The sequence below is a fragment of the bacterium genome (assembly GCA_035530055.1).
In the GTDB taxonomy this organism is placed as follows: domain Bacteria; phylum UBA6262; class WVXT01; order WVXT01; family WVXT01; genus WVXT01.
Genome location: DATKVN010000034.1, coordinates 1 through 19,097, shown reverse-complemented (window position 1 = coordinate 19,097; position 19,097 = coordinate 1). Strand labels below are relative to the sequence as shown.

Here is a 19,097-nt window from a genome sequence, read left to right as displayed (position 1 = left end):
CTGATGAGGAGAGAAGGTTCGTCCAGGCAATGGTTTTGGCTATGGATTTAAATACTATGACAGAGGGTTACTACTGGTCAAGGGTTACAGCTGCTCACGCACTAAGGATATTCTCTGATGAGGTTACTATAAGGGCCCTGGAAGAAACAGTAGAGTACACAGAAAATCCAGGAGATTCGGGATATATTCCTGACCCCGAAAAGACAAACTTTATGACATCCCCATCCGCCAATCCGGTCTTGAATTTGGGAATTTCAGCAGGCATGGCATTGTATGAAATACACAAGAGAAATGCAAGGAGGAATATACTTGCTGCTGGCGACCCAACAAGTATCCGCTTAATAATCCAAAAGTCTCCGAATTCTGTGGCAGCTATAGACGCTTGCATCATTCTGCTTAAGGAGAATAGGATTCCAGATCGGGTTAAGTTATGCGTTGCCCAAGCTCTTGGTAATGCCGGGTATAATTCAATAAAGGCCTTGGATGTGCTTATAGATTTATTTGAAAAAGAAGAAGAAAAGAGCCCATTAAAACTTGCCTATGGAGGAGCTATCAGGAGCATCTGCTGGACAGTTTATGTAAACAAGATAATATATTCACCACTCCCTGGATCTCTGAAGAGTGAGTTAAGAGATCTTTATTCCAGTCCCCCATCAGATAAAAATGCCTTACGAAGATTTTATGATATCACAAGAGGCTTGTTAGGCAATCTCCACCGACTCGGAGAAATCAAGGATTTAAAGGAATTATCAGCACATACAGAACCTGCTCCTGTGGTTGTCCTCGCCGGGGGGAATAGCACCCAGGGGATTCTTCAAGCCATCAATTCGCTTATCCCTGAAGAGCAGGTTCTTATGGTAATGCCGGTACTTTCCACCGATGACGTTGGTGGTTCTACCAGAAATCTAAAAGCCCTATTTATGCACTTATGGGGTGTTAGACTGGTAGCTCCTGGAGACATAGTAAATTGTACGTTAAAAGTTATACCCAGGTGGATGAAAAATTGTATAGACCAGAGGACTTCGGCTATGCGAGAAGCTATACACCATTATAGAGGGAAGACCTTGGAGCAATTATTGACGGAAGGAGACACTTTCCTACCCGAAGATAAAAATGAAGAACCTATTGTAATAAAATCTCTTGATGAAATGAAAAAGGCAGCAGTCGCTGCCGGTGAGGAGAAGAGGTTTGAGGAGTTCAAGGAAAACGTATTAGAACTTGCCAGGATCGTTGACGATACTTTTATAAGATCCGGCTATCTTAACCTCTACGGGAACAGCTTAAGGAATCTTATTCTAATTGGTGCCATACTCAAGGCAGGAGGATATGACAGGAGAGTGATAAATACTGCAGGAATCTACGCAGGATTAAGGATTTATTCGGATTTGCTGGGTGTGAATGTCTATGCAGTTTCAAATAGGTCTGAAGCCAATGCATTTGCAGGTGAATACGAGAGCGGTTTAGTGAAAATAGAACAGGATATGATTTCTCATACACCTAATGCTGAAGGAAACCAATTAAAAAGATTCAGCACTCTATATCCTTCGGTCTCTGTACCTGCAGAAGAGATATTACGTATAAAGGATGCCAAATTGATTGTGGCCGGGTTAGCAAGCTTCTTTACCAGCTTGCTCGTGTTACTGGCTGACAGGTCTGTAAGTAGAGCAGAGGCAGAGAATAAAGAAGGACTTAAGATTCTATTCGCCAACGCAGTCAATGATGAAGAGACTGCGGGCCTGAGTTTCCGAGAACTTATGGAGATGGCAGAGCAGATTAGCGACAGAGGACTTGAAGAGCTATTCGACGTGGTTGTCATCAATGACTCAAGCAAGCTTTTCCAACAGCCGGAGTTTCACGATAAATTCTATCAATCCAATTATAGAGGTCCTGTCATCCCCACAGAGGATGATATAGAATGGCTTAAGAGTAAAGGGATAAAAGTAATAAAGGACGTGCAATTTATGGCTGCCGGAACAAAGCCATCCAGGATTCCCAATAAGTATGATCCGGTTTTAGAGGCTATTCCAGAGGAATTAGCCGGGATTATCAAACGGGCTGTTGAAATTACTGACAAAAGAACTATCCCTGTTGCACCACCTCCAGTAGAAACATCCTTAATTACCCGTCGGGTAGTTCCGGAAAAAGCTGTTAAGCTGGGTCCTCTGGTCAAATATCAAAACGGTCAATTGATAGGGATTGACCAGTTACCAGTAGGTGATGCTGGAGAATTCGAAAGAGTGTTAAATAAGTTATTAGATACGGAATTTCAGGAATTAAAGGGTAGAAATTTTGACATTAGATTTGTTCAGGGGAATGACAGGCTGGCAGTCAAAAGTGGTAATACAATAATAATAGATGAAGATGCTTTAATTTCATACGCTCTGCTTGAACTTGAGGTATTTGGCGAACTCTGGCACCTGCGGCGCAGCTTGAGGAAGAGAGGGCCTCCCTCTCCACTGGAGAGGGTCATTGATGAAATCTTAGAATCGTTAGCAAAGGTAGAATATTTTAAAAGCTACTCCTCAAAACAGCAAACCGAAGTTCTGGAAACACTGCTCGGCGATAATGATATTGATGATAAAGCTTTCAATGAAATTTTGTTCAGGAGCCTTTCACCAGCACAGAGACACGAGGTACTCGAACCCCTGACTTTTGGCAACTTGCTGGAATTGTCCCCACTGGTAGGGCTCTCAATGTTCGAATCCTATGATGAATTGATTAATGCAATTATAGAATATGCTCGCCAACCAGGCATTTTCCCTGAGGAGATGCAATCATGTGCCAATAAGGTAACGGTGAAACAGGTTGTACGGGAAAGCGATGCTTACCAATCATTGCTTCAGGTCTTTGGTGGCAATCAAAGGGAACTTGAGCGATGGATAGTTGAGGGATGGGGAGAAGTTCGTTTTAAAAAAAGCGAGCTCCCATTCGCAGATACTGTTCTTCTTGGTTCGCAGAAGGAACATGAAAATGTTTATCTGGATGTGCCGCCCGGGCCCCGGTCCTGGGAAAGACCAGAATCCACCTTTATCGTTGGCGGGACCGGAGGGCGTCTACTTGCTGGCACCTTCCAAAGGACGCAAATTCATATAATGCGCGAAAGAGGGCTGAATATACTAGTGCTGGTTACACCTTTTGATGATGGTGGTTCCTCAAGAAGACTGCAGGATGCTCTTAAACATATCCTTGGATATTTTCCCTCACCAGGCGATACAATAAACGCCTTCTCAGGCTTTGTAACTCCTGATAAGCGAATGGTGATTAGAGCAAGGTTTGCCTCAGGAGAGCAAGGCTCATTAAGAGATGGCCTCACGCTGTACCTGAATTTGGTGAGGCAATTAACCGAACCAATCGATATATCGGCTGTCGGGGAGGGCAAAACCAGAACAATAGGAATCCCTTCCGTAGTAAGAGAAGGAGAAATTCAGTATGTTTTTTGTCAAGTCAGATATGACTCAGCTACTCAGACCTATGAGTTCAGGGGCAAAAGGGAAACGGATGAGGGAATAGAAACAGAAACCGTAAGAGCAGGCCCCCTGGATATTAAAGAGACCACTGTTGGGCTTAGTGGCTATGAATACACGATACAGGAATCTGAGGATAAAGTGATTCTTGTGCCTGAGTTGAAATTGAGTTCCGATTGGGCCTATTTTTCCAATAGTCTTTTGCGGTTGGCTGATGTAATCGATGATAATTTCATAAGCAAAGGAATAATCTTCCCCGGTGGAAACAGTATTGGGAACCTTATGTTAATTGGAGCGATGGTTGAAGGGGGCGCGTATACTCTTGACCCTGGCGAACCTGTGAATTGGGAGAAATATAAAGAAAGTTCTATCAAATTATGCGACATGCTGGGTATAACTGATGGCATCGTTTTTCCGGTTAGCTTTGAACCGGGAACTTTGTATGCCAAGCTAAGGGCGCCAACAATAATGATAAATGACCGTGTACTTCCCCTTGAATTCCGTGATGGATTAAGAATGGAGGAAGAAATAGATGGAGTGGAAGTAAGGCTGAGAAAGGATAAGTTGACGGGTAAAATAAGAATAAATATAAGGCACGAAAAGATGGAGATAACCGATGAATTTTATAAGGTTATCAGCTATGGCAAGCATATCCGTTCTGAAACGAGCAGATCTGTAGTAGTGAAGGAAGGGATTAATTTAAGTAAAGAAGGGGTATGTTTCGGTCAAGGCCCAGTCAAAGTGAGTGTAAAAGAAGAGGAAGGCCGATACGTTGCCACTGTTATTACCCAGGAAGAGGTACCGAGTGAGCCGTCGAGACTTAGAAGAGAGAAAGTAATAGGTGAAACCGGTGTGAAGGTCAACAGAGACCTGTCAAATCAAACCCTGGTCATAACTAAGGAGGGGATGAAAATAGGACGGATAGATCCTTCGAAAATAGGTTCTGATTCTCCCACCAAAATTATCTATAAGAATATCGGGGTTTATGTACAGAAAATAGGTGAGAAGACTCTTAGAGTAAGGGTTGGAAGGAAGTTTGCTATACCTGATGGAGAATTTTACATAGATGGTGTGAGATTTAAAAAGCTTCAAAATAGGATAGTTGTGAATATGGCAAGAAAAAGGAAGGTTAGAAATCCTGAGACAGGAAAGGAAGAGTATGAATACGAAAAAGGAAACAGTAGGGCTGAGATAGACCTCTTAAGGAATGGTGGAGCTAAGTTAAGAGTGGCTCTGGATACCAAAGGTATGGGGACAATGGTAAGGGTAGGGGGTATTCCTGTAGTAATATATGGAAGATTGGTAATAGAACAGACGAACATTACTGAGAGCCCTAATTTCTCGGGAATTGTTGAGTTAGGTTTCGTTGACGGAGCGAGGCCAAAGGCTATCCCCGGACTCGTTGATTTGGTATTACAGACCCAAAGTGCAGCTAATGCCGGTCCTGGAAGCGTGAACACCAGTATCCTTCCAGCAATGTTAACTGAAATAATATTAGCCCTGGTAGAGTTAAGAAAAAGAATTCCCATTATCTTTACTTACAATATAGCCAGGGATAATGAGACTGTAGACTATACTATTGGTTCAACAGCTAAGCACATCTCCCGGTATGTCTCGGAAATGGCGGGTCGTAAGATTGAATTTAAGAACATCTTTACCCACGCCATTTGTAATATTGCCCCATTGAAAACAAGAAGAATTGACTATCTTGTTACACACTATGGGGCAACACCCGAAATGACGAATGAACTTTTTGAAGAAATTGAGAAAAAGAGAGTGGATATCAAAAGGTTAATCCGGGAGGGGGCTTCAGATGAAGAGATTAATAGAGCAAGAGCGGAGTTAACGAAATTAGAAGAAGCAGAGCTTTTAATCTTTATGGATGAAGCCAGGGTAGCAGGGCAAAAGCCCGGGAGAAAAAGAGAAGTGACCGATTTCTCTCGAGCGGCAAAGCAATCGAGAGGCGAACTTTCGGTATCGGAAAGGGAAATGTTTAGGTTGTCAGGGACAGTGTTTGGAGGAGTAGACGTAAGGGAAGCTTCACTGAGTACACTTCAGACGAGGGAGCTGCGTGAACCGGGAGCGGGCAAGAAAGAAAGAGGCCTTGTTTATAGTCCAGCCACTCTTGGGACGCTGATGGAGAATATATTGCACGCACAGGCAGTAGACACCAGGATTCACGACGAACTTTTGAACTTGATGCCTGGTCGCACTCGTGAACAAAAGGAAGCAGAGTTGCGTACAAGAATAGAAGACATAGAGAGAAGATTTCCAGGACAAAGTAAAATTGGTGTAATGTTAATGCTTTATGAGCAATATGTCAGACAAGCGGAAACTAGGGAGGTCCTCAAAAAAGAGGCTAGATTGGCAGCGCCCCCTAAAATTGTCATTTCTGATATGGTGCCCAGCCTCACTAACATAGATGCACGCACGAAAACGCTGCTACATACTAACCGGGAAATGGCTGAGATTCTGAATCGGTTTTTGAAAAAGGATCGTACCAGAAGGTGGATTATCATTACTGGTTTTGGGAAGGCAGAGATAAAAAATTATCTGACAGACCATTTGGACTCTAAAGTTCGGTCTCAAATAATAATCGCCCCCTGTTCAGGAGCAGTAGCTTATGATTTTGACCTGGGTGGTCATTTGATCGAGACTCCATTGTATACCCATCACCTGGAGAAAGTTGCTGCTCGAACTTCAGAATGGGACGAGATAGTAGAAGAAGCGTATAGAATATTTGGTTTGGACAAGCAGTTGATTTCTCTGGAAGGTAAGTTTATAGACCCTAACCCTGTCCCGTTTAATGGAAGAGAGTTGCAAATTAGCCTTGAAATGGGCTTCAGAACGAACCTTTCACGAACTGTTGCCGGCGTACTGATTAGGAGTGTTAAGAGTAAAACGGGGTTTGCATGTAATTTTGGGAAGAGGCCTTCTGTTTACGACCTCAGGGTTCCGGTATGTCAATATTTGAATTGGCGCTTCCGAAGAAGTAACTTACCCGTTACAGCCAAGTTGGGCGAGTTTGGCGCTGTTGATATGGTAATAGAGGACATAGATCCAGCCGATGTGGTCCGCAGAATCTTAGGAGAGCAAATAGATGAAGGCAGTATCTTAATTATGGGAAATAAGGAGATATCCAGGGTATTTCCCGGGTCGGAAGGCTGGATATTCGCTCCTGATGTAGACCTGCCTGGTAACGTTAGAGTTTGGCCTGCTCCAGGAACAGTTGGCGCACAACAGTTATTAGAGGAAAGATTAGCAGGGAGAGCGGAATCTTCTCCCGAACCTGAGACTTCAGGCATCAAAAAGAGAGTTCCAGCCACTGACACCTGGAGACTCAATAAGCCGGTTGTTTTAGAAGAAGGTAATTTTGACGAGGTCTTAAATTATTTAAGAAGTTTAGGTGAGAATAAAAGGGCAGATAATCTACAAAGAGCAGTGAACAATCTGTTGGAGACTTACCCTGACTTAAGTACCATCCGGCTGCAGCTTGTAGCTGGGAATAAAGAGTTAGCTGACCGGATGGCCGGGATTTTAATCTTAGATTACGATACCTTAGTCTCCGTACCATTAATTGAAGCAGAACTCACCGAAGAATTAGACCCCAGCCACGCTAATCCTACCACAGTAGAAGAGAGAGCCCTCGGCGAATTAAGGACTGACCTTCAGAAGGTAATAAACTTCCATAAACTAAATACTGAACAGCAGGCAGATATGCTTGCTGCACTTATTGCTGATGAAGATATTGACACTCAAGAATTCTGGAAAGTGTTAATAAGAAGTTATAATGACAGGGAGAAATTTAAGTCACTGATTCGTATCTTGAAGCGTACTACCTATAAGGTCGGTAGATACACATATAGAGTGAACCAGAGACAGTTGAGAGAGGTTAAGAAGCTTCAAGCTCAACAGAAACCTATCATTGAATTAGTTCTTGAGTATGGAATGAAAGAGGGGGTTTACCAGAAAGATATAAGAAATTATATAGAGAAGAAAAAGCAATGGATGATTTCTCATCTGTCCGGCCGGCAGAGGTTGCTGGTCGTTGATTCGGCTTCTGAAATCTCGGGAGTTGGTCTAAGTAAAGAAGATTTGAATGTTGTTAAAGCAATTGAAACAGAATTGGAGAAAGAAATTGCCTCTGATGGTAATAGGCACATTATTGAAATTTTAAATATAGTTTCGGATAGAGTAGGGAAAAAAGCAAAAAGTGCCATAGATGAATTAATCACTGAGGTTAAAAGAGAAGACGGTGAATTTGATTACGGAAATTTAGCATATCAGGCAGTTGTATCCGCTGTAAGGGCATGGCCGAAGAGACACTGGCATGCCCATATAGGCAACTCTATCCACGAAGGATTTGTATGGAACGAGATGATTCTATTCAACAGAGCTCTTTTAACAAAATTCAGAGAGGCTGTGGACAAAATGGAGTTAGATGCTGCTGATAGAAGGGAGCGTATTGCCTTGTTAGAAGATTGCGCTCAGAAAGATATGTTATGGCACCAACTCCCTGATAGAGCAAAACAGGTAATTTTAGAGGTTTTAGGGCTACATGCACGAACTGGCTTTAGCCGTGGAGATGGCGTGTATGATTTAGCAAGCTTGGAAAGAGCGATTACTCATGTCGCATTACAACACTTTGCCGATGGTGTGAGGGACCTCCGGGTATTAATCGGTGTAAACTCGAGGAAGTTTGAACCGGATATAAAGAAAGTGGTAAAGGCCATCATAGCTGGCTTTTCCAAGGCAGAACAACTTGCTCAAGAAATCTACGGAGGGAAATTTTCTGCAAGATTAGTTGCTTCATTCGCCAGACATAGTGAGAAGAATTCTGTGGCAAATGTCGAAGAAGTTGTTAATGAAATTATTGCATTGAGAGAAGAAAGTGAAGAATACAGAAATCGCATAATAGGCATTGATTTTTCAGGTGCAGAGGCCATTATTGACGCTCGAATGAATACACACTTTAGTAAGACTTCAGATTATAAACGTGTCATCGAGAAGGCCCGGGCTCAGGGCATGGAGGCAATGGCTCATTTAGGTGATATGGGACATACTTACAGGGCAACCAAAGAGTTACCTAGTAGGAAGGAGTACACAACAGATAGACAAAAGGAAATAGCCGATATACCGGGTCGTGAGAAACGGGTGAGAAAGCATCTTGAATTTGTGGAAGATGGAATAACAAAGAGTGGAGGAATCGGAGCAGTCCTTCACGGAACTATCTTAGCGCCAAGAGGTTCTATAATAACAAAGGGTCCTAAGAAAGGTTATTCTTCTGCAGGTGAAGCTATTGAGGATGGTTCTAATCTTAAAAAGATTGAAGAGTTACTACAGTACATCAGAGATAATGGTATTGAGATTCAAACATGCCCCACCGCAAACACGAACACCCAGAAGATAGCTATGTATAGGGGACATCCTCTGCATCAGTGGATAATCAAAGGTAATAGAGTTTCTATTAATGCTGATGATTTCTACTGGGGCAATGTGCGAACTACGCTTTCTGATGATATTGCCAAGATGATGCTGTCTGCTCCTTTGCATACAGGCATTACAATTATAACCCCGAAAAGGGCAAAAGAAATATCCCGGGCATTAACCACGCCTGTGGAAACAAAGCCTTCTGGTAAGATTATATCACCTGATCACTTCATCGTTAAGCGTTTCTTTGGTGGATTGGGAATTCTATTATTTATGAACTCAGATGTGTTTGGGGCAGTCGGGGAGATTATAAACAGTGGGCAGCATGCTGGATTGGAGAGCAGTTTTGGATTTCCTTTTGGATTAGGATGGGGAGTATTGGCTTGTGCTGTCGCGGTTATTGGCGTCTCGGCTATGTACCGGAAGGTTAGCCTTGCAGGAACTGGTATCGTGGAAGTGGAGCGAGTCAGATTACCTCAGGTTTTGGGGCTGGAAGCTGTGTGGCAGGCGCTTAAGTCTTTGTTTGAGGGAGGACAGAGATTTGTTGCAGCCATTTTCCGCAAGCCTTCAAGAAGAGCAGACCTGTTGATGAGCTTGCTCGGTCCGCGACAAGGAATATCTGAGGAAGAAATTAGGAAGACATTGGAACTTGCCAGGCGGTTAGTGGTGAAGAAAGGTTTTGAACAGGAGAGTCCAGAGATTATTCAATTATTGGGCTGGACATCTCTTCCGAAGCAGATGGCGGTAGAAACAGAAGGAATTGAAAAGTTAGCCATAATGGTGAGGAGAGATTATGAGAGAGTGGTGGTGATTGGAGAAAAAGCCAGGCTATATACGGAAGTGGCAGCGGACATAACAGGGGAGAGTAGAGGTTATCCTGAAATCTCTGTCTTGGAGTCTATGCGTCCCGAGGCACTAAAAGAGACGATGGAAAGTGAGATAAATCCGGAGGAGACCTTGTTTGTGGTTTCCTCTGCCGAGCCTGTAAAATATTTGTATGATAAGTTAACCAAATTATACAAAGCCCGGGGAATTTCCACTGAGGAGATTGCATCTCAGGTAGGTAAGCACTTCGTGGCAATAACGGAAACTAATACTCCATTTGCTGAAGAAGCCAGGGAGAGGGAGTTCCTGGGGACATTTGATGTTCCTGAAGGGATAAGTGGTTCTTCTGCAATATTTAGCGAAGGCGCTTTGTTTGTATTAGCATTGGCAGGTGTGGATATAAAGGGATTTGTGGAGAGTGGCATAAGAGGAATGGAGATATGTAGAGAAGAGAATGCCGAGGAGAACCTGGGTGTAAGACTGGCAGCCTTCCAGGAAACGATGAGGCAGGCAGGGCGCCAGATAGTTCTGGTATTGCCTGAGGAACTGGCAGAATTTGGTGAGGTATGGCGAGGAGTTATTTCGCCTCTGGGGAAAGAAGGGAAGGAAATTATTGTGATAGGGAAAGAAGAATTTGCCGCTGGCAGAGAATTTGGAAAGAAGTCAGCGTTTATACGCTTGAAAGTTGGAAGAGAAAAAGAGAGTTTGGCGATTGAAGAACTCAGAGAGGGAGGGTATCCTGTACTGGAGATTAGTTTACGGGGCAGGGAGGCGATAGGCGCACTATTCTATGTGGGAGGATTTGCTACTGCCCTCAGGTATCTTATGAGAATCAGTCCAACTGAGAAGGGCATAGAGTCATCGCCGGCTAAAGCCGCCGGCTACCGATCAGAAGAAATACCGTCCGGGGTAGCCGCAAGCTTCAGCTTGCGAGAGGGTGAGCCGTTCTCAGAGTATAAAATCGGACGAGAAAGCTTAGGCGGCAAAGTGACACGAGTAGTCGCGGTCGATTTATCTACTCTCGTGGAAATGGATCTTGAGGAAGAGCCCACTCATTCCATGATGAAGAGAACGCTGAGAGTCAGGCCGAAGAGTATGGGGGCTCTCAAAGTTATGAAGAACATAATTGATGCAGCAAAAGAAGAAGAGAATCTCAAAAGGGTCAACTTCGCCTTTATTTGCAGTGAAGAAGGTGTAACTGAAGAAGTCATAGAACAAATGTTAAGGGACCTTATGAGTGCGTGTGGTCTATCAACAGAGGATGTGGCGAGGATAATAAATAAGAAATTGATAATTGACCGGGAAACATTGAAGAAGGTGGGAGGAATAGTAGGCATATCCAGGACTCAAAAGAAGATAAGTGCTGAGGCAGTATTCTCCATCATCACTGAGAGGTTACTGGGGACGACAGGCGGTAATGGGATTAAAGTCAGTATTGTTACCGATAGCGAGGATAGATGGCAGAAAGCAAGACAGAGAGAGATTATGGAGAAGACTCTCTGGATCGTGCTTAATCCTGCGGAAAAGGGAGAGATATTATCCACAGCAGCAGGACTGGTAGTGGCAATAGAGGGTAAAGTTTCTAAATGGTTGATAGAGTTCATAGAGAAGAAGTATCCTGGAAGGGCAGAGGAGTTATTGCCTCAGATTAGGAAGGATGGTATGATTATTCTGCCGGCAGCGCCAGTAGATAAGGAATATCTTGATGGAATCAAGGCTCAAGAGACGATATATGAAATTCAGGCATAATCTTTAGCTGCAGAGCGATAGCTCTGCATTGTAGGGGCGACACTCCGTGGTCGCCCAAAGGAAGGGACGGCATGCCGAAAGGTCGGCATAAACTGCGTCCGTCCCCTACAACAGATTCTTGATAACGTTTTAATATTCCGAAAGGGCAAACCCCGAGCAATCGGGGGGCGCAAAGCCTCGGGGTTACATAGATAGACAACATTGAAGTTGAACTAGCCGGGCTGCCGATAACGAGTATGGGGAACCCGTTACGAACAGTCCGGCCTTTTTTGTATAAAACTCCCCTCTTCCTTGGGGACGGTCAGAGTAGGGGAGATGTAGCTGCAGAGCGATAGCTCTGCATTGTAGGGGCGACACTCCGTGGTCGCCCAAGGGACGGCACAGAGTCCGTCCCCTACAGGAAAGCAAAGCTTGGCGTTAATATAGAATGTATATTCTCTGAAGGAGGATTACGATGAAGTTGCGTAAGATTTTAATTATTGATGACGATTTCCCTGTGGGATATCTGATTAAGATTAATTTAGAAGCGGAAGGATATGAAGCAACTCTTGCCTTGAGTGGGGAAGAGGGGTTAGAGAAGGCTAAAGCAAGTCCTCCAGATCTTATTACCTTAGATGTGCTTATGCCTGAAATGGATGGTTTTGAAGTACTGGAAGCTCTCAAGAGAGATGAAGCGCTAAATTCAATTCCAGTGATGATGATATCAGTAGTTAACGGAATTCGCAGGAAGAGAGGAGTGGAGATGGGAGCAGCAGATTACTTATTTAAACCGATCGATTTTGATAATCTATTAGATAAGATGAGAGGTCTGGAAATGGACAAGAGTCCACCAGAATGAAGGGGGTCTAACGGGAACCGCATAGCGATAACGAGAGGATGTAGCTACAAAGCGATAGCGGGAGAATGTAGCTGCAGAGCGAAGCTCTGCTGAAAGAAAGCAAAGCTTGCGCTTTGCTGCTACAAAACATTCTCAATGGGAATTCGTGATGAGGAGAGAAGATGGTAGCCTGGTGGTGTAGCAAGGCAAATAAAATATGGCTTAGAGTCCTGGCGCTTGTTGTAAGCAGCGTATTTTTCTTCACCCAGGTAGTGGGAGCGTCTGTGCCGGATAGAAGTTTCTGGAGAGAGAGGCGTAAAGCCAGGCAGAAACTCCTCGCTTCCCGGGAAGCAGAAAAGGTCTCCTCCAACCAAACTTCAGCCTCGCTTGGGAGGAAGAATAGTTTTGTTTATTTCTTTAAACACTTCAGAAATTCTTTAAAGGAAACTATAGGAATTTTGTGGAACGATTTAAGAGAAAGTAAATCTTTATCTCCCGATACTATAAAGTCGGCTTTGCCCTCAAGAGCAGTTTCTAAAATCTTATTATCTTCTAAGTCACGGCAGATATCTACTTTTATTGATGGTTTTACAAATTCAGCGTTTATATCAATAGTTTTAAATAAGTCTTCTACGTCTCTGATTGAGATGTTACCCAGTTCTTTGCTGGTTAATACTTCTTTAATTTCTTTGATAATAAATTCCGATAATATTAATACAAACTTTCTCTCTTCAAAATACTGGGATATAGACTTGACCGTTCTTCCCCCTAATAAGGAAGAAATGAATATGTTGGTGTCAATTACTACCTTTAGTTTCTTCTTCATAGAGTTTCTTTCTTACTTTCTTACAGATTTGGGTGACCTTCTTAAGAGAAACGGGTTTTTTTGCTTTAGAGCGCAGGATAGAGATAATTTGTCGGAACCTATAAGGAAAAAGTTTCTCTTCAAGCTCTTCCAGAAATTTAACTCTTTCTTTGGGAGGAAGTTTAGAAATAGCTCTTTTAACTTCCTGGGGATTAATTTCTACCGTAATTTTGTTCATAATTGCCTCCTTCTTCATACGATTTTGTTAAGGAGAGCCTCGTCTAATTTCACGCATTTTTCTGATTGCCTACTCACGAGGCATTCCTTGCCAAGCTGTATAAACATATCATTTTTAGTCAGGAATGTCAAGATTACAAATTTATTCGTTAGTGTCAAGAACTTGGGAGCTCTTTTGCTTTGGAGTATAAAGCGAGAGCTTTACTTGGTCAAACTTTCGTTTGACACTCCAGGAGTGTAAAGCGAAAGCTTTACAGGGGAGAAGATGGTTAGTTGGTGGTGTAGCAAGGCAAATAAAATATGGCTTAGAGTCCTGGCGCTTGTTGTAAGCAGCGTATTTTTCTTCACCCAGGTAGTGGGAGCTTCTGTGCCGGATAGAAGTTTCTGGAGAGAGAGGCGTAAAGCCAGGCAGAAGCTACTTGCTACCCAGGAAAAACCTCACCCATCAGATAAACGAAAAGATTTAGGAAAGAAGCTCGAAGAGAAAGACGTAGCAGGTGAAGTATCCTCACTTATCACTCCTCAAAATCTATTCACCGTTCCTTCCGAATATGGCACAGTAAAAGAAGTCCATACGCAAGGGTCAAGCGATAAGCCCCAAGGGATGGGAAATAGACTGATTATCCACATCCAGGATGCCCATTCCAGTCCTGAAGCCCAGCTAAACAGCGCCAACATCCTGAAGTATCTCCAGAAGGGTGTAGCTAAAGAGTCTACTCTGCCTCTTTTGATATGTGTTGAAGGTTCCTCGGGTCTTGTGGATACCACACTTCTCTCCACTTTCCCTGAAAAAAAGATAAAGGAGGAAGTAGCCAGCGAATTTCTTAAGGAAGGAAAGATTACCGGAGAGGAATATTTTGCCATAACTGGAGATAAAAAGGCGCCAGTTGTAAACATTTATGGAGTGGAGGACAAACGGGCATATGAAAAGAACCTGAAAGCCTTTGACGAAGGCATATATTCAGGAGAAAGGTTGAGGAATTACTTCCGGAAAGTTCAGGAAGAGATTAACCCACTTAAAGCCCGCCTGTATAACAAGAGATTAAAAGATTTAGAATCAAAGATAGAATCCTACCAGAAAAAGAAAATATCCCTCAGTCAATACTGCCAGTACCTTTATGGTTTTTCACAGGGAAATGTAGGGGCGACACTCCGTGGTCGCCCAACGGCAAAATATCCCAATTTCGAATTGTTTGTCGAGACATCTAAACTTGAGGAAAAGATAGACTTCTCCAGAGTAGATTCCGAGAGGTCAGAATACATAAAAGAGCTGAGCAAGAAGTTAACTAACGATGAACTATCCGACCTTCTGGTTATGAGCCTTGACTATAGATTAGGGAAGGTAACATCGGCTGAATACTATACTTATCTCCAGTCTCTCTCTTCCAGGATGGGTAAGGGAGTGAGGTCACAAGACCCCAGAATACTGACCGAGCTTGTGACTTCTAAGGAAGGAAAGAATGAGTATCCCAATCTCAACTTGTATATCAGGTACAACAAACTCTACGACAGGATAGACCAGAATAAGCTATTCTCAGAGATTAGTGAGTTGGAGGAAGAAGTTAAACTGAGACTATGCGAGAGAGAAGAGGAGAGGGAATTAGTAAAACTTTCCAGGATGCTTGGTGTTCTAGAGGACCTGGTGAGTCTCAAGGTTTCCAATGAAGACCTCGCTTATTATTACAAACACCACAATGAAATAACTCCAGGGATGTTCTCCGATTTCATTACCAGACATAACGTAGGGGCGACACTCCGTGGTCGCCCAGTAGGGGTGGCACTCCGTGGCCGAACAAAGGAAAGCGGGAATGTAGGGGTGGCACTCCGTGGCCACCCATTAGGGACGGCACAGAGTCCGTCCCCTACAGTAAATGATGTAGGGGCGACATTTATGGCGCCCGAAATAACGGCCAATCTATCAAAATTTGAAGAGTTCTATAAGATTGCTTTAAAGAGAAACCAGGCTTTAGTGGATAACACCATCTCCCAAATGGAAAAAGAAGGAGTGACAGTTGCCGTTCTCATTGCCGGAGGTTTCCATACGCCAGGGATTACAGAACTTCTGCGAGAAAGGAATACATCCTATGTAGTGGTAACTCCGCGGCTGGGAGAGGATTATTCTTCCGACATTGAAATTTCTCCCCGGAAGAAGAGGACAGACTTTGAGAGAGCAATAGCAGGGATTGTAGGGGCATTAAGGCCAACGCTTCTATTAGGAAGCCAAGCATCCCGGACAGTCTTTGCGATTCATCTTTGTGGCAGGACTTTAATCCTCTATTCTCAGTTTCCTCCAGCGGAGCTAAAAGAGGCATTCGCTGAACTAAAGAATTGGAAAGATGAACTCGGTGCCAGGGAAGTAATAGAGGATATGGACTTTTTGCCTGAAGTGTTGACGAGTGGGAAAGACGCATTTGCTTTAGGAGTTGCCGCGGGAAGGAACAATAGTGCTCTGCCCTTCGTCTTTCAATATAATACAGTCCGGAAGAAATTTGAAGTTATTTATGGCAAAAATAAATGCAAAGAATTTATCCGTTCGGGTTCCTTTGATAATACCCAGGAGGTTGGCCAGGTCGTTTGCAGCAAACTACAAAAACTCTGGAACCTGTCAGATGCCGATAAAGAAAACATAAAAGCGACATTCGGCGTCCAACCCCAAGCCGGATTGACATCTCCCACATTCAGGAAACTTGCAGTGGATGCTGCTGCAAGCATTATCTTATCACTTATTCTTGCGCGATATATCAATATTTTTATGACAGGTTCAGGGGCTGTTAAGGAAAAGCCACCGGTTATGCAACAGGCAAGATTATTCAACCGGTGGACTGTAGTCATAACATTAGGAATTTCCGTTTTTAGTCTCATTTTTCATTACAGGCATAATATTGGAGACTGGCTGGGAATCACTTCCAAGAAGAAAAAGAAAACAGCACAACTGGGTCGGAAGCAAAAAAAACCTCTACCCACAGCAAGAACAACAAGAAAAACACATGTCCCGATAAGCAAGACACGCTCAATGAAATTCGAACCGGAACCGGTATCTGAAGAGCAGATAAGGGCTCGAATAATAGACCTGGCGGAAGAGATTGAAGACAGCATAATAGTTCTTAAAAAAGCAGCAAGAGAAACAGTAGAAAAAGTAGCTCAAGGCGCAAACATTGATAGAATGACAGCAGAATATGGAAAAGAGTGGGAATTTTGCTGGGACAATTTTTCACAGTTAAAATCTAAATTAGGAAATATGATAGGACAGGACAAAGCAGATAAGATTCTTTTTAACAGACAGGTAATATTTGACCAGTTAAGCCCTGAAGAAATACTTACTAAAATAGGAAAATATAGAGAAGCTATTACCAAGCGCAAGTCCGCCGACCAAAAACGCGTGGAGGGCAAACCGCAGGGCGGCGGTGCCTGGTGGTCTAATCCAACCTATATCCATTATTTTGCCTGGCTTGAGACTCCTCTTGTGTTCTTTTTAGGAGCACTGTTCATCCCTGAGGGCTATCAAATCTTTATGCCCTTAATTATTGGGTTAGGTTTCTGGTTACCGCATCTTTTTGGTAATCGTAAAGATTTCTTCTCACCCACTGTTTTGGGATTAACTGGTGTTACCTATGGAGTAGCAACGTTTATTCCCATCCTGGGCCTTATGCACCCTGTTACCATTTTGGCTATCGCTGGACTAACGCTGGCACATTTTGCCGTCAATGTGGGCTTAGTGAGGACCATTTTTCATCTGCCGGATAATTTACAAAAACCAAGCGGTTTTGCCATTGACCTTGATTTAATTGGCATTTTGGGGGCTTTTACGATATCAGTGGTAACAGCATTTGCCATAGTAAAAGGGGCGTGGTGGGTCGTTGGAGCAGGAATCGTCGGTCTATTTACTATTCTAGGGGTGGTAGCATGGAGATATCTAAGCGCTATAAAAGAAGACCTTGTTGCCCTTAGTTATCACTTTAGAATAGATAGCATTATCCGTTCTTATAAGAAGGCAGTCTTACTGATGCCTGAAGGTTCAAAATATTCCACAAATCCGAACGAAGAAAAACCGGATGTAATCGAACCGGCCCATCCCGATTATCAGAAAAATCAGAGAAGAATTGAGAAGATTAAAAAGGCCATAGAGATTTTGAGGGAAGAAGGATTCATCGAACGAGCCGATGGACTCGAAAAGGTTACAACAATACTTGGTCTTACTGATATGAAGACATCCTTACTTTATTCCGATAGAAAAAGAGATGTCTTCAGGCCCTTCTCCCCTGGAAGAAGACGTAATGTCCTATATACGCCAATGAAGTTCTTAGACAACCTCCGACTAGATAGACGCCAGGATATGGAAATTCTTGCAATATTGCTTAATCAACAGCAGCGTTTTCTGGATACCTATAATTTGCTGAGCCAAAAGAAGGTACCTCCTAAGGAAATGCATGCTCTATTGCAAGAGGAAAGAAGGCTAACAGTTGATGAAAAAGAGAGGTCTATATGTTCACCTGATATAGTGAAAGCAAGATTAGAAATGCTTGATAGAAAAGATATCGAAGTATTGCAAAATGAGATAAAACCTGCGTTGAGGAGAGAAAAGAAAGCCAACGACCTTTTAAGAAAGAGATTAAAAGAAAAATGGAGAGATTGGGATGGTGAGACAAGAAGAGAAGAATTCAGAAGTGATTATATAAGACTCGCCAGTGCATATGGTGTATTAGGCCATAGATATGAAAGCCTTGGAAATAGGTGGCGAGCTAAGACGTTTTATAGAAGGAAGATTAAGACAATTAAACTTATACAAAGATATGAGAAAGTAGTCTGGCCAATAGAGACTCAGGAGCAGATAGTATATATACTTCTACAAGAAGGTATGTATAAGGAGTTTTTGCATGCATTGGAGGTTCTCTTAACAGGTAAGGGTTTTCCTCGCATACTTGAGAAAGATGAAGATCTCCTAAGGACGCAATATCTCTCCCTTCATTTCGATTTCTTGCGAGACGAGATTCTATATCTACTGGTTTCGCACGAATCCATAGCCCACTGGACGCAGAGAAGAAAAATCGAAAGAATACGTCGCAAAGCTATTAAGTTATTTAATAGTTATGAAGGGCATCTATATAGGGTTTTTGAGACGCTCCGAAAGAAGGGAAAGTTTGTCTCTGCTAAGGAGATTGCCGATATACTCAACAGGTCTGAAGAATATACAATCAAACCGGATTTGAGAACACTGCATTACCTCGGACTTGTCAGGGAAAAGATAATAAGGCATGGCAGAGAGAGACATACATTATACAAATCAGTGGACTTGATTCCATCCGAATGGGAAGAGATTGTAGAGCCATTCCTTCAAGAACTTCCTACGAGGCTCACTAGTGAGCAAAAGAGATACTATAGGGAAGAATTGCTTGATAAATTGAAAGCTTACAGAGATAAGCGAAGGAGAGAATGCCGTAATGCTTCCAAACATATGCATGTAAAGGAAAGAAGAAAATTCGCAGAAAAGGTAGTTGTAATACCTCTTGGCGGAGTCGAAGGTCCTGGACGAAGTTGTCTCTATGTTAAAGCAGGCTATACGCGATTCATCCTTGATTGTGGTCAGGGCATTAAGGAAACGCAGCCGTTTATGCCGCAATTTGATTTAATTGATGAGGGTATAGATTTTGTGCTTATCAGTCATCCTCATATAGACCATATCGGTTCTTTGCTGGAATTAATAGACCTATTTGGCAACGTACCTATATTTACGACCGAGCCAAGCAAGGAGAAGATAGAGGTTCAGCTTGGA

The 19,097-nt window shown here is 43.0% G+C and carries 6 protein-coding genes and 1 riboswitch; of the genes, 3 read left to right on the top strand and 3 right to left on the bottom strand.

Annotation, left to right across the window (positions count from 1 at the left end):
- The first annotated feature begins 29 nt into the window (after positions 1 to 29).
- Both VMW39_03240 and VMW39_03235 read left to right on the top strand, forming a co-directional pair.
- A complete protein-coding gene (locus VMW39_03240) occupies positions 30 to 11,468 on the top strand; it encodes a 2-phospho-L-lactate transferase CofD family protein (GenBank protein HUW23026.1) in 11,439 nt (3,812 codons plus the stop codon).
- Between the two features lie 134 nt (positions 11,469 to 11,602).
- A riboswitch (cyclic di-GMP riboswitch) is annotated at positions 11,603 to 11,697 on the top strand.
- A 225-nt stretch (positions 11,698 to 11,922) separates the two neighbouring features.
- Entirely contained in the window at positions 11,923 to 12,306 is a 384-nt protein-coding gene (locus VMW39_03235; GenBank protein ID HUW23025.1) for a response regulator, read from the top strand.
- A gap of 119 nt (positions 12,307 to 12,425) precedes the next feature.
- Here VMW39_03235 and VMW39_03230 read toward each other — a convergent pair whose 3' ends face one another.
- The 3 genes from VMW39_03230 to VMW39_03220 are packed head-to-tail and all read right to left on the bottom strand — an operon-like array spanning position 12,426 to position 13,328.
- Complete coding sequence (locus VMW39_03230; protein HUW23024.1) at positions 12,426 to 12,659, bottom strand: hypothetical protein; 234 nt, start codon at positions 12,657 to 12,659, stop codon at positions 12,426 to 12,428.
- A 35-nt stretch (positions 12,660 to 12,694) separates the two neighbouring features.
- Positions 12,695 to 13,111: a putative toxin-antitoxin system toxin component, PIN family gene (locus tag VMW39_03225; GenBank protein HUW23023.1), complete on the bottom strand. Its 417-nt coding sequence runs from the start codon at positions 13,109 to 13,111 to the stop codon at positions 12,695 to 12,697.
- Entirely contained in the window at positions 13,083 to 13,328 is a 246-nt protein-coding gene (locus VMW39_03220) for a hypothetical protein (protein HUW23022.1), read from the bottom strand. The genes VMW39_03225 and VMW39_03220 overlap by 29 nt, the downstream gene beginning before the upstream one ends.
- Positions 13,329 to 13,592: 264 nt before the next feature.
- Here VMW39_03220 and VMW39_03215 point away from each other — a divergent pair.
- Positions 13,593 to 19,097 (top strand): MBL fold metallo-hydrolase (locus VMW39_03215; GenBank protein ID HUW23021.1); only part of this gene is annotated, 5,505 nt, incomplete at its 3' end.

Coding starts and splice junctions, on each gene's coding strand:
- VMW39_03240 (HUW23026.1), top strand. CDS start 30: ATGGTTTTGGCTATGGATTTAAATACTATGACAGAGGGTTACTACTGG.
- VMW39_03235 (HUW23025.1), top strand. CDS start 11,923: ATGAAGTTGCGTAAGATTTTAATTATTGATGACGATTTCCCTGTGGGA.
- VMW39_03220 (HUW23022.1), bottom strand. CDS start 13,328: ATGAACAAAATTACGGTAGAAATTAATCCCCAGGAAGTTAAAAGAGCT.
- VMW39_03225 (HUW23023.1), bottom strand. CDS start 13,111: ATGAAGAAGAAACTAAAGGTAGTAATTGACACCAACATATTCATTTCT.